This is a genomic window from Devosia sp. (assembly GCF_034675085.1).
Classification (GTDB): domain Bacteria; phylum Pseudomonadota; class Alphaproteobacteria; order Rhizobiales; family Devosiaceae; genus Devosia.
Map to the genome: position 1 here is coordinate 1 of NZ_JAUCDN010000071.1, position 12617 is coordinate 12617.

The 12617-nt window shown below is 63.9% G+C and carries 10 protein-coding genes and 1 pseudogene; 8 read left to right on the forward strand and 3 right to left on the reverse strand.

Annotated elements, in window-relative coordinates; genetic code table 11:
* The 8 genes from VDP82_RS06560 to VDP82_RS06595 all read left to right on the forward strand — a co-directional run.
* A partial coding sequence (locus VDP82_RS06560) for a nitrate reductase subunit alpha (protein ID WP_323014050.1) occupies positions 1-2979 on the forward strand: 2979 nt, incomplete at its 5' end.
* Positions 2976-4508 carry a nitrate reductase subunit beta gene (narH, locus tag VDP82_RS06565; protein WP_323014051.1) on the forward strand — a complete coding sequence of 511 codons (1533 nt, stop codon included), beginning with the start codon at positions 2976-2978 and terminating at the stop codon, positions 4506-4508. The genes VDP82_RS06560 and narH, both read left to right, overlap by 4 nt.
* A gap of 6 nt (positions 4509-4514) precedes the next feature.
* A complete protein-coding gene (gene narJ / locus VDP82_RS06570; RefSeq protein ID WP_323014052.1) occupies positions 4515-5225 on the forward strand; it encodes a nitrate reductase molybdenum cofactor assembly chaperone in 711 nt (236 codons plus the stop codon).
* Positions 5226-5229: 4 nt separating this feature from the next.
* Positions 5230-5934 carry a respiratory nitrate reductase subunit gamma gene (narI, locus tag VDP82_RS06575; RefSeq protein WP_323014053.1) on the forward strand — a complete coding sequence of 235 codons (705 nt, stop codon included), beginning with the start codon at positions 5230-5232 and terminating at the stop codon, positions 5932-5934.
* A gap of 4 nt (positions 5935-5938) precedes the next feature.
* Positions 5939-6814: a peptidylprolyl isomerase gene (locus tag VDP82_RS06580; RefSeq protein WP_323014054.1), complete on the forward strand. Its 876-nt coding sequence runs from the start codon at positions 5939-5941 to the stop codon at positions 6812-6814.
* Positions 6814-7821, forward strand: coding sequence for a GTP 3',8-cyclase MoaA (gene moaA, locus VDP82_RS06585; RefSeq protein WP_323014055.1), 1008 nt, complete (start codon positions 6814-6816; stop codon positions 7819-7821). The genes VDP82_RS06580 and moaA overlap by 1 nt, the downstream gene beginning before the upstream one ends.
* 3 nt (positions 7822-7824) lie before the next feature.
* Positions 7825-8349, forward strand: coding sequence for a molybdopterin adenylyltransferase (gene mog / locus VDP82_RS06590; RefSeq protein ID WP_323014056.1), 525 nt, complete (start codon positions 7825-7827; stop codon positions 8347-8349).
* Positions 8350-8351: 2 nt separating this feature from the next.
* Positions 8352-9635 carry a molybdopterin molybdotransferase MoeA gene (locus VDP82_RS06595; RefSeq protein ID WP_323014057.1) on the forward strand — a complete coding sequence of 428 codons (1284 nt, stop codon included), beginning with the start codon at positions 8352-8354 and terminating at the stop codon, positions 9633-9635.
* A 7-nt stretch (positions 9636-9642) separates the two neighbouring features.
* Here the strand turns inward: VDP82_RS06595 and mobA are convergent, their stop codons facing one another.
* The 3 genes and pseudogenes from mobA to VDP82_RS06610 all read right to left on the reverse strand — a co-directional run.
* Positions 9643-10308 (reverse strand): molybdenum cofactor guanylyltransferase MobA, encoded by a 666-nt coding sequence (mobA, locus tag VDP82_RS06600; protein ID WP_323014058.1) that lies wholly within the window; start codon positions 10306-10308, stop codon positions 9643-9645.
* Positions 10301-11323, reverse strand: a complete 1023-nt coding sequence (locus tag VDP82_RS06605; protein WP_323014059.1) for a tellurite resistance/C4-dicarboxylate transporter family protein — start codon at positions 11321-11323, stop codon at positions 10301-10303. The genes mobA and VDP82_RS06605 overlap by 8 nt, the downstream gene beginning before the upstream one ends.
* Positions 11324-11949: 626 nt before the next feature.
* Positions 11950-12087: pseudogene (locus VDP82_RS06610) on the reverse strand (IS110 family transposase); the annotation flags it as partial.
* Positions 12088-12617 lie beyond the last annotated feature (530 nt).

Here is a 12617-nt window from a genome sequence, read left to right on the forward strand (position 1 = left end):
GTGCCGCAGACCCGCACGCCCGACGCCCATTTCTATGCCGAGGTGCGCTACAAGGGCGCCAAATCGGTGGTGGTCTCGCCCGACTATTCCGAAGCGGCCAAATTTTCCGACCTCTGGGTCAACCCCAAGCAGGGCACGGATTCGGCGCTGGCCATGGCCATGGGCCACGTCATCCTGCGCGAGTTCCATCTCGACCGGCAGGCCGAATATTTCGAGGATTACTGCCGCCGCTACACCGACATGCCCATGCTGGTGCAACTGGAAGAGCAGAACGGCAAGCTGGTTCCGGGCCGGCAGTTGCGCGCCTCCGAATTCGCCGACGGGCTGGGCGAGGCCAACAATGCCGACTGGAAAACCGTCGCCATCGACGAGACCAGCGGCAAGATCGTGGCGCCGCACGGCTCCATCGGCTTTCGCTGGGGCGAAGCGGGCAAATGGAACCTTGAGCCCAAGGACGGGCAGGGCCGCAACATCAACCTCAAGCTCAGCCTGGTGCTGGAAGAAGACCACGATATCGTGGCCGAAGTCGGCTTCCCTTATTTCGGCAACCGCGAGCACGATCATTTCAAGGGCACCGATCATGCCAGCGTCCTCAAGCGCATGGTGCCGGCCCGGCGCGTCAAGCTCAAGGACGGCGAGGCGCTGGTGGCGACGGTGTTCGACCTGTTCGTGGCCAATTACGGGCTCGACAGGGGCCTTGGCGGCGAAAACGTCGCCATGCGTTATGACGAGAACGTGCCCTATACCCCGGCCTGGGCCGAAAAAATCACCGGCGTGCCCGCTCAAACCATCGTCACGGTCGCCCGCGAATTTGCCGCCAACGCCGAAAAGACCAATGGCCGTTCCATGGTCATCGTCGGGGCGGGAATCAATCACTGGTACCATATGGACATGACCTATCGCGGGATCATCAACCTGCTGGTTATGTGCGGCTGTGTGGGGCAGTCGGGCGGCGGCTGGAGCCATTATGTCGGCCAGGAAAAGCTGCGCCCCCAGACCGGCTGGACGCCGCTGGCCTTCGGCCTCGACTGGAGCCGGCCGCCGCGCCACATGAACTCGACCTCATTCTTCTACGCCCACACCGATCAGTGGCGCTACGAAACGCTGGACGTCAGCGAAATCCTGTCGCCCACCGCCCCCGAGGGCGATTGGGACGCCACGCTGATCGATTACAATATCAGGGCCGAGCGCATGGGCTGGCTGCCCTCGGCGCCGCAACTGGAAACCAATCCGCTCGATATCGCGGCGGCCGCCAAGAAAGCGGGCAAGGAGCCTAAGGATTACGTGGCGGCCGGGCTCAAGTCAGGCAAGCTCAAGATGAGCTGCGTGGACCCGGACAATCCGGTCAATTGGCCGCGCAACCTGTTCGTATGGCGCTCCAACCTGCTCGGTTCTTCCGGCAAGGGGCACGAATATTTCCTCAAGCATCTCTTGGGCACCAGCCATGGCGTGCTGGGCAAGGATCTGGGCTCTGCCGGCAAGAAAAAAGCCAAGGAAGCTCTGTGGCACGACAAGGCGCCGGAAGGAAAGCTCGACCTCCTGGTGACGCTCGACTTCCGTATGTCCACCACCTGCGTCTATTCCGACATCGTGCTGCCTACCGCCACGTGGTACGAAAAGAACGACCTCAACACCTCCGATATGCACCCCTTCATCCATCCGCTGTCCAGCGCCGCCGACCCGGCCTGGGAAGCGCGCACGGACTGGGACATCTTCAAGGGCTTGGCCAAGAGTTTCTCGGCAGTGTCGCCCGAAGTGCTGGGCGTAGAAACCGATGTGGTGCTGCGCCCCATCCAGCATGACGAAGGAGCGGAACTGGCCCAGCCCTTCGACGTGGAGGATTGGAAGACCGGCAAAGTCGAGCCCATTCCCGGCAGGACCATGGCTTCCGTCGTGGTGGTGGAGCGCGACTACCCCAATCTCTACAAGCGCTTTACCTCGGTGGGACCGCTGCTCAAGACCTTGGGCAATGGCGGCAAGGGCATCACCTGGAATACCGAGCACGAGCTGGAGGCGCTGGGCAAGCTCAACGGCATCGTCGCCGAGGAGGGGCCGAGCAAGGGCATGCCGCGCCTCGATACCGATATCGACGCCACCGAGATGGTGCTGATGCTGGCGCCCGAGACCAATGGCGAAGTGGCGGTCAAGGCGTGGGAGCAGTTGGGCAAGGCCACCGGGCGCGACCACACCCATCTGGCCATTCCCAAGGAAGATGAGAAAATCCGCTTCCGCGATATCGTCGCCCAGCCGCGCAAGATCATCTCCTCGCCCACCTGGTCGGGGCTGGAGAGCGAGAAGGTCTGCTACAATGCCTGCTACACTAATGTGCACGAGCTGATCCCCTGGCGTACGCTGTCGGGGCGCCAGCAGCTCTACCAGGACCATTTGTGGATGCGAGCATTCGGCGAAGGCTTCGTGGTCTATCGCCCGCCGATCGACACCAAGGCGGTCAAGCCCGTGATCGATACCAAGCCCAACGGCAATAGCCAGGTGGTGCTGAACTTCATCACACCGCACCAGAAATGGGGCATCCACTCGACCTATTCGGACAATTTACTGATGCTCACGCTCAATCGCGGCGGGCCGGTGGTGTGGATTTCCGAAACCGACGCAGGCACTGCCGGCATCGCCGATAACGACTGGGTGGAGGTCTACAATGCCAACGGCGCCCTGGTGGCCCGGGCGGTGGTGTCCCAGCGCATGAAGCCTGGCACCATCTATATGTACCACGCCCAGGAAAAAATCGTGAACACCCCCGGTAGCCAGATCACGGGGCAGCGCGGCGGCATCCACAATTCGGTCACCCGGGTCACCGTCAAGCCCACGCATATGATCGGCGGCTACGCCCAGCTTGCCTATGGCTTCAACTATTACGGCACGGTGGGCTCCAACCGCGACGAATTCGTCATCGTGCGCAAGATGGACAAGGTGGACTGGCTCGAAGGCCCCTACCAAGCCGGCAAGGAGACTGCCGAATGAGAATCCGTGCACAGATCGGCATGGTGCTGAACCTGGACAAATGCATCGGTTGCCACACCTGCTCGGTGACCTGCAAGAACGTCTGGACCAACCGCGAAGGGGTCGAATACGCCTGGTTCAACAATGTCGAGACCAAGCCGGGCGTCGGTTTTCCGCGCGAGTGGGAAAACCAGAAGAAGTGGAACGGCGGCTGGGTTCGCAAGGCCAACGGCAAGATCGAGCCGCGCATGGGCGCAAAATGGCGGATCCTGGCCAAGATCTTCGCCAATCCCGACCTGCCGGAAATCGACGATTATTACGAACCGTTCGATTTCGACTACGCCCATCTGCAAACGGCGGGGGAAGTGCAGGCTTTCCCCACCGCCAGGCCGCGCTCGCGCATCTCCGGGGAGCGGATGGAAAAGATCGAATGGGGCCCGAACTGGGAGGAAATCCTGGGCGGAGAATTCTCTAAGCGCTCGGCAGACTATAATTTCGAAGGGGTCGAGAAGGAGATTTACGGCCAGTTCGAAAACACCTTCATGATGTATCTGCCGCGCCTGTGCGAGCATTGCCTCAATCCCACTTGCGTGGCGGCCTGCCCCTCCGGGGCCATCTATAAGCGCGAGGATGACGGCATCGTCCTGATCGACCAGGAAAAATGCCGCGGCTGGCGCATGTGCGTCTCCGGGTGCCCGTATAAGAAGATTTACTTCAACTGGTCCTCGGGCAAGTCGGAGAAATGCACCTTCTGCTATCCGCGCGTCGAGGCGGGCCTGCCAACGGTCTGTTCGGAAACCTGCGTGGGACGCATCCGCTATCTGGGCGTGCTGCTCTACGACGCCGACCGCATCGAGGCAGCGGCGGCGACCCCCGACGAAAAGGATCTCTACGAGGCCCAGCTCTCGGTATTCCTCGACCCCAACGACCCCGAGGTGCTCCGCGAAGCCCGCAAGCAGGGCGTGCCGGACGCCTGGCTTGAAGCCGCCAAGCGCTCGCCAGTCTACAAGATGGCGATGGATTGGAAGGTCGCCTTCCCGCTGCACCCGGAATACCGCACCCTGCCCATGGTCTGGTACGTGCCGCCGCTGTCCCCGCTGCAATCGGCCGCCGAGGCTGGCCGCATCGGCTGGGACGGCGAATTGCCCGACGTGCGCTCCATGCGCATCCCCGTGCGCTATCTCGCCAACCTGCTCACCGCCGGCAACGAGCCGCCAGTGATCAACGCGCTCGAACGCATGCTCGCCATGCGCTCCTATATGCGCTCCAAGACCGTCGAGGGCGTCATTAACGAGGGCGTGGCCGAGCGGGTCGGGCTGACCGGCGCCATGATCGAGGAAATGTACCGCTATATGGCCATCGCCAATTACGAAGACCGCTTCGTCATCCCCACCTCGCACCGTGAGATCGGCGAGGACGCCTACGATTTGCGCGGCTCGTGCGGCTTCACCTTCGGCAATGGCTGCTCGGACGGCAATTCCAAGGCCAACCTGTTCAGCACCAAGAAGCCGCAGACCGTGCAGACGCCAACAGCTTTCATCCGGGAGTAGGGATCGATGGTCAATATCTACCGTATCCTCTCGCTGCTGCTCTCCTACCCCAGCGCCGAATTGCAGGCGGCGCGGGCCGAGATCGAAACCGCGCTCGCCGGAGACGTCCTGACGCGCACCATCGATAAGAAGCGCGCCGCCAGGCTTCTCGAAGCCGTTTGCGACACCGACCTCTACGACGCCCAGGAGCGTTATGTGCTGCTGTTCGACCGCACGCGCTCGCTGTCTTTGCACCTGTTCGAGCATGTGCACGGGGAAAGCCGGGACCGGGGCCAGGCCATGGTGGATCTGGCCGCCCACTACGAGGAGGCCGGGTTCAACATCGCGGCGCGGGAACTGCCCGACTATTTGCCGCTGCTACTCGAATTCATGTCCACCCGGACCCCGGAGGCAGCGGCGGAACTGCTCGAACAGACGGGGCCTATCCTGGCGGTGCTGCGCCAGCGGCTCGACAAACGGGGCAGCGTTTACGCCAACGCTTTCTGGGTGCTGGAAGCGCTAATGAAGCACACGGTGGATGCGGCGGCGGTGCAGCCGCTGCTGGAGCAGGATGAGGACGACCCCACCGACCTCGCCAGCCTCGACCGCATCTGGGAAGACGAGGCCGTCACCTTCCTGGGCAATAGCGGAGACGCCGCCTGCGGGCCCGACCGGCTGCGCACGGCGCTGCGCGCCCACCAAAGGTCGGTTCACAATCCACCCCAAACGCGGGAGTAGTGATATGGGAGACTTCTTCAACTGGCTGCTGTTCGGGGTTTATCCCTATATCGCGCTGGCCATTCTGGCGGTAGGCAGCGTCATCCGCTACGATCGCGAGCCCTATAGCTGGCGGGCAGGATCGAGCCAATTGCTGCGCCGCAAACAGCTCATGTGGGGCTCGGTGCTGTTCCATCTCGGGGTGCTGGCTATTTTCGGCGGCCACGTCGTGGGCCTGCTCACCCCGCTCTGGGTCTGGGAAATGCTGGGCGTCTCGCATGGCGCCAAGCAGATGGTGGCCATCGTGCTGGGCGGCGTCGCCGGCATCGCCGGCATCGTCGGGGCGAGCATGCTCATTCATCGCCGCTTCTTCGATGCGCGCATCCGCGCCGCCTCAAACATGGCCGACAATCTCGTCATCGCCATTCTGTGGGTGCAACTGGCGTTGGGCCTTGGCACCATCGCCATATCCCTGCGCCATCTGGATGGCGAGGAGATGGTGCTGTTCATGCGCTGGGCACAGGGCATCTTCACCTTCAACCCCGAGGCGGCCAGCTTCGTCGCCCATGCCGCCCTGGTGTTCAAGCTGCACATCACCCTGGGGCTGACCATTTTCGTGCTCTTCCCCTTCACACGCCTCGTACATATGCTCAGCGTGCCGGTGCGCTATATGTGGCGCCCTGGCTACCAGATCGTGCGCACCAAGCGGCCCCGGAACCCGGCGGAGTAAGCTCATGACCACCCTGCTCGATTTCACCAATACCGTGCTGCCCGAGGGCAAGGTCAAGGTACCGCCGCGCCCCGAGCCCGCCCCGCGCCCCGAAATCACCGTCAACGGCACCGCCATCACCGAGGAGATGGTGCGCACCGAGGCGCAGAACCACCCCGCAGAGACGCCCGCCGAGGCGTTCGCCGCCGCCGCCCGGGCGCTGGTGGTGCGCGAATTGCTGGTGCAGGAAGCCAACCGCCTCGGGCTCGCCGCCACGCCGGAAGCCCTGGGCGAAGGCCGCCGCGAAACCGATGAGGACGCTCTGGTGCGTGCGCTGCTCGAACGCGAGGTCAGCGCGCCGACCGCCGACGACGCCGCCTGCCGGCGCTATTACGAACAGAACCCGCGGCGGTTCCGCTCCGAAACCTTGTTCGAGGCCCGCCATATCCTGTTCGCCGCGCCGCAAGAAGACCAGGTGGCGCGCGCGCGGGCAAGGGACGAGGCGCTGGCCGTGCTGGCGGAGCTGCGCGAAGCACCTGATAGCTTCGCCGAATTGGCGGCGCGCCATTCGGCATGTCCCTCGGCGGGGCAGGGCGGCTCGCTCGGGCAATTGGGGCACGGCTCCACGGTGCCTGAATTCGACAAGGCGCTGCACACCCTCCAGCCGGGCCAGTTCAGCTCCGAGCCGGTCGCTACCCGCTTCGGCTATCACATTATCCAACTGGAACGGCGGATCGATGGCGAGCAATTGCCGTTCGAGCACGTGGCCCAGCGCATCGCCGCCTGGCTCGAAGCCGCCAGTTGGAGCCGCGCCGTGGCGCAATATATCGGCATCCTGGCTGGAAAGGCCAGCATCACCGGCATCGCGCTCAACACCGCGGATGGGCCGCTGGTGCAATAATGTGCGACCGCCCTTCTGGTCTCATCGATCGCTTCGGCAGGCGCGTCACCTATCTGCGCCTGTCGGTGACCGACCGGTGCGATCTGCGATGCAGCTACTGCATGAGCGAAACCATGCGTTTCCTGGCACGCAGCGAAGTGTTGAGCTATGAGGAGCTCGACCGGCTGAGTACGCTTTTCATCGAGCTGGGGGTGCGCAAGTTGCGCATCACCGGCGGCGAGCCGCTGGTTCGCCCCGGGGTGATGACACTGTTCGGCGCACTATCGCGCCATCTTGAATCCGGGGCGCTGGATGAGCTGACCCTTACCACCAACGGCACGCAGTTGGCGCGCTATGCCGAAACGCTGGCCGGGTTCGGCGTGCGGCGGGTCAACGTCTCGCTTGATACGCTCGATGCGGAAACCTATCGCCGGCTCACCCGGCTGGGCCGCATCGACAAGGTGCTCGGCGGCATCGATGCGGCGCTGGCTGCTGGGCTGCGGGTCAAGCTCAACGCCGTGGCCCTGCGCGGCGCCTTCGAGCATGAGGTTGACGAACTGATCGGCTTCGCGCATTCGCGCGGCATGGACCTCACCATCATTGAGCAGATGCCTCTTGGTCTCACCGGATTTTCCCGTGAAGAAACTCATTTGCCGCTGCATGAGCTGCGCCAGGCCCTCGAACAGCGCTGGACGCTGACGCCCATCGCCCATTCGGCCGGCGGCCCCGCCCGTTTCGTGCGGGTGGAAGAGACCGGCGGGCGCCTGGGGTTCATCACGCCGCTGTCGTGCGATTTCTGCGGCAGTTGCAATCGGGTGCGGCTCAGCGCCACGGGGGCGCTGTTCACCTGCATGGGACATGAGGGCGCGATCGAGCTGCGCGAAACACTACGCGGCGGCGGTTCTGCGACAGTGCTCAAGCGCATGGTGCGTGCCGCCGTGAGGGCCAAGCCCGAGGGACACGACTTTGCTATCGCGCCATCGGCCAGCCGGGGCATCGCGCGCACCATGTCGGTTCTGGGGGGCTGAGCGGTGCGGATCGCCATCATCAGCGTCTCCGATCGGGCCAGTCGGGGCATCTACGAGGACCGGGGTGGCCCAGCCATCGCCGCCTGGCTCAATCGCGTAGTGAGCTCTCCCTACGAGCTGGAGACCAGCGTCATAGCCGATGGCATCGAGTCGGTCAGCGCCGCCCTGATCGCCGCCTGCGACACGGCGGCAGCCGGGCTGGTGCTCACCACCGGCGGCACCGGCCCGGCGCCGCGCGACCTGACGGTAGAGGCCACCCGCGCCGTGATCGGCAAGGAACTGCCCGGTTTCGGCGAGGTCATGCGCCAGGCCAGCCTGCGCGAGGTGCCCACGGCCATCCTGTCCCGGCAGACTGCCGGCATCCGCAGCCGCTCGCTGATCGTCAACCTGCCAGGCAAGCCCTCTGCCATAGAGACCTGCCTCGAGGCGGTGTTTCCGGCAATCCCCTATTGTCTCGACCTTATCGATGCTGGCCGGATCGAGACCGATCCCGCCATCCTCACCAGCTTCCGGCCAAAAGGCAGTTGATAATGCCGCCCTCTTCCCCGCAGCCGCTGTCCCCCATACCGTCCGGCCTCGATCCAGACACGGCGCTCATCCGCATCCTGGAGGGGGTGGGGCCGATCGCCGGGAGTGAGGTGGTTGCCGTGCTTGAGGCGCGCGGCCGCGTGCTGGCGCGGGATGCCCACGCGCCCGTGGCGCTGCCGCGCTTCACCAGTTCCGCCATGGATGGCTATGGCGTGCAGGGCGAAGACCTTCCGCTCGTCGCCGGCAGGAAGCTGCAATTGGCGCAGCGCGTCCATGCTGGCCATATGGGCAGCGTTGCGCCCCTGGCAGCTGGTATGACCGTCCGGCTCACCACCGGCGCCGTGGTGCCGCCGGGCGTCGCCACCATCGTGCCGGATGAAGATGTGAGCCTCGCCAGTGGCGGCATCCACATCGTGCAGCCGCCGGCGGCGGGCGCCAATATCCGCTGGGCCGGTGAGGACGTCGAAGCGGGCAGCCTGTTGGCCGGGGCGAATACCCGCCTGACCCCACCGCACCTGATGCTGCTGGCCGCCACCGGGCTCGATACGGTGAGCGTGCGGCGGCGGGCCCGCATTGGGCTGCTCTCATCCGGTACCGAACTGGTGCATCCCGGCGCCGCACCGGCGGGCGCGCAGATCATCGACACCAATCGCCTTATGCTGACCCAGATGCTGGCCGGGGCGGATATCGAGTTGACCGATCTCGGCATTGCTCCCGATCAGCTCGACGCGATTGGCCAAACTTTGAGCCCGGCGCGCGAACTCGATCTTTTGATAACCACCGGCGGGGCGGCCAATAGCGAGACCGATCTAATCGCTGAGGCGGTCCGAGCCGCCGGCGGCTATCTTGATACCCTGGTGCTCGACCTCAAGCCGGGGCGGCGGCTCGGCCATGGCAGGCTAGGGGCCGCCCGTGTGCTTAGCCTGCCGGGCAATCCGGCGGCCTCGCTGGTGACGGCGCTGCTATTTGCGCTGCCCCTCATCAGCCGGCTTACCGGCCGGACCGCGCCACCCCGTTGGCAACTGGCAACGGTACTGGCTCCGATCCGCTCGCGCCCCGGCCGTACCACGATCTTGGCCGTACGAGCCACCAGGAACGCCCGAGGCGAGATCGTAGGCGTCGCACCCTGCGGCTTAAACGATTCCCATCGCCTCTCCCCGCTCGCCCTGGCCGATGGGCTGGTGCGCATTGATCCTACTGACGCCGGGGTCGAGGCGGGCATGCCGGTGCCCTTCATCGCCATGGCTTCCGTCTTCGATGGCTGCGCGGAAGACATTGGTCGCTGAAAACCTCCTATTCGCCCAGTTGTGCAAGCGCCTGCGCCTGCACCAAATCCTGTGGTGTATTGACGTTGAAAAACGGATCAACCCGGGACTTGCAGAAAACAGCGGTCGCGGCGGCGTGCCGGTCGGCCCACAGCATGGCCTTGCGGAACTCCGCCACGAGGTCGGCGCGCAATGGCTCGCGCAGGGCGACTGGCCACAGGCCGCAGGTGGGATGACGCCGGAGCAGCCCCGCCGCATCCGGCGATGCCGCCAGTGCGATGGCAGCCCGCTTTGTCGCCGCCGCTTCGCGCAGGCGCATGACGAGGTCATGTGGCAAGAACGGGGTGTCGGCCGCCACGGTGACGATAGCCTTCGCCTGGTTTTCGGCGGCCCAGTCGAGGCCGGACAGGATGCCGGCCAGCGGCCCGGCAAAGCCCGGCACTGAATCGGCCAGCACGGGATAACCGAAACGGGAGAAGCGCGCCGGATCACCATTGGCGCTGATCGCCAGCGCCTGGCATTGCGGCTCCAGCCGTGCCAACACGTGCTCAAGCAGGCTCATGCCGCCAAGCTGCAACAGGCTCTTGTCACCGCCACCCATGCGGGTCGCGCGCCCACCGGCGAGCACCACGACCAAGATGCCGTTCGGCTTCCGGCCTGCAGGCGCGAACCGGCTGGGCAGAGGATCATCCATGTTTCACGTCCCTTGCGGGAAGCAAGCCGCGCAGGAGGCGGCGCAGCATGCCGAAATAGGTGATAACCCAGGCCGCTGCCGCAATGAAAAAGAAGCCGCGCGGTAGCCACGCTAGGAAGCCGAACGCCATGGCCTCGTCCATCTGGAAGGTGGCGGCGGCATACATGCCGAGCGGAAATACCATGCCCCAGTAGAGGGGATCGTACTCCAGGGGAAAGCGCTTGTAGAGGTGGCGCCATACGCCCAGCAAAAGCAGCATTGGAATCCACCAGGTGCCGGTGGCCCAGTAAAACACCGTGAACCCCTTGAGAAACGGCAGCAGCGAGGTGAGGAAGGGCGCATCGGGTGCGTTGAGGATCAGCCGTGCACCGGCCAGCGTCGAGATCGCCATGGCCCCCATATTGATCCAGTAGGGTGGCGCCAGATCGCCGGGGGAGAAGCGGAAAAATACGTAGCGGTAAAAGATCAGCGACATCATCCAGATGTAGAGCATCCCGCCCCACAGCCAGGTCGAGAGCGCCAGCAGATTGAGCTCGAGCCGATAGGGCTGACCGAGCCGAGCCGCAAGCAGGGCGCTCGTCACCGACAGCGCCTGGGTGGCGACCACGGCCAGCAGCCAACCGCCATTGATGCCTCTGTCGAGGCTCGGTTTGTCCTGCTTGATGGTGAAGGCGGTGAAGATCGTATAGGTGAGCCCCAGCCACAGCAGGATCTCGAGCCCCCATAGCGCTAGGCTGATGCTGGTGTCGCCGCCGAGCAGGAGGAACTGGCTGGCCAGGATGCCGGTGGCGGCGACGACGGTGAAATAGCCTGGTCCGATCAGGTGCTCGATCATATCGCCGAAAAAGCGGCGGGGGTGGCGAACCGCGCGAACCCCATAGAGGACCATCAGGACGGAATATTGTCCGATATTGAGGTAAAAAAGCGCAAAAGCCAGGCTCGTATAGCCTAGCATGAACCCGGCAAGCGACACGATGCCGGTCGCCATCACCAGGCCGAAATATGCGGGCGACAAACCCGCAAGGCTCCGCACTTGGGCCGCGCTAAATTCAGGGTTCATCCCACTGTCCTTTCGATCAGTGAATGGGCTGTCATAGCGCCATTTTTCTCAAGACACCGGGCTGGTCGGTTTGTGCCCTTTCCCACCTATACTGGAAACTGGTCTGGCTTAAGCAAATCGTCACTAGCGCATTGTTTTAACGTTTTCCTATGAGGTCAACATGCGTATCCGCCTTCATCGCGTCCACCTTGCGGGGTTCGAACGTCAAACTCATCTGCTTGCCCGAGCCCCGCACAGCTACGTGCTGCTGCTTCATCGACTTCCTCCCTTGCGATGTCATATGTGGAACGACCCGCTAGGCAAGGGCTTTTTTTCAGACGTTTGATCACCTGGGAACGGTGCGGTCATATGTTCGGTCTTTCAGCGCGGTTTTGAACCGCCGGCCTCGATGAAGTCCGCGATGCGAGTGGCTAATCAACGGCACGCGCTTTGAGCGCGTTGACACAAGCGGCCTCTCTCGTCTCGGGATTTCGTCCCATGGAATCATCGTCTGCTTTGTGCACCTCGCCTCTGCCGGCTACCGCGCCGGTCAGTTCGTTTTGGCCGACTTCCGGTTCAAGCGCTCGCTACGCCATTCACCGGCTCTGCTTCTCGAAAAACCGCAACGCTTCCGCGCGGCGGAGCTTCCGGTTAATAATTGGAGAAGCTTCAGCGTCGGCGCCGTGGATCTGAAAAACCTGCTTGGCCAAATCCAGCCCGATGGTAGTAATCTGCTTCACGGAACGGCTCCTACCTTGTGACGTTGGAATAACGACCACGTTTTAGCACGGCGATGCTGTGGTAGCGGGTCGTTCCATCTCATCAACGGCGGAGCAAAACCCAGCCATTGGGCGGCGTAAGCGGGGAACGTGGGGAGGGCGTCGCCCGACCAGAGTTTCCCGCTTGCGGCGTCGGTGGTTTTTGCGAGGGTTACCGAGATGACTCGGCGTGGGGACGCTCGCCGCATCCCGAATGGCCATCAATTCGTGCTGCTGGTCGCTTATGCCGCTTGGAGCGTGACCTCACCGACCAGCCCCAAACCATCACCTCTATAGGAATGCGTGACTGAGCCCATATCGGTCAAAGGTAACCGCCGTTGGTATCAGGCCCAGATTCTCCTGTTTGTGTGCCGCCAAGGTCGTCAGCCTCTCCCTTCCTCATAATGATGCTTGGCTTGATCTGGCCCGCTAGTGCTGGACCAGATGAGTGCTGTTTCGCCGCTTGCGCTGTCGCGCCCATTTTGAGGATGGGGCCCGGAGGCCGACTTGAC

What these genes read in the sequence shown, in the direction of transcription:
- narH (WP_323014051.1), top strand. Translation starts at nt 2,976, where the DNA reads ATGAGAATCCGTGCACAGATCGGCATGGTGCTGAACCTGGACAAATGC.
- narJ (WP_323014052.1), top strand. Translation starts at nt 4,515, where the DNA reads ATGGTCAATATCTACCGTATCCTCTCGCTGCTGCTCTCCTACCCCAGC.
- narI (WP_323014053.1), top strand. Translation starts at nt 5,230, where the DNA reads ATGGGAGACTTCTTCAACTGGCTGCTGTTCGGGGTTTATCCCTATATC.
- VDP82_RS06580 (WP_323014054.1), top strand. Translation starts at nt 5,939, where the DNA reads ATGACCACCCTGCTCGATTTCACCAATACCGTGCTGCCCGAGGGCAAG.
- moaA (WP_323014055.1), top strand. Translation starts at nt 6,814, where the DNA reads ATGTGCGACCGCCCTTCTGGTCTCATCGATCGCTTCGGCAGGCGCGTC.
- VDP82_RS06595 (WP_323014057.1), top strand. Translation starts at nt 8,352, where the DNA reads ATGCCGCCCTCTTCCCCGCAGCCGCTGTCCCCCATACCGTCCGGCCTC.
- mobA (WP_323014058.1), bottom strand. Translation starts at nt 10,308, where the DNA reads ATGGATGATCCTCTGCCCAGCCGGTTCGCGCCTGCAGGCCGGAAGCCG.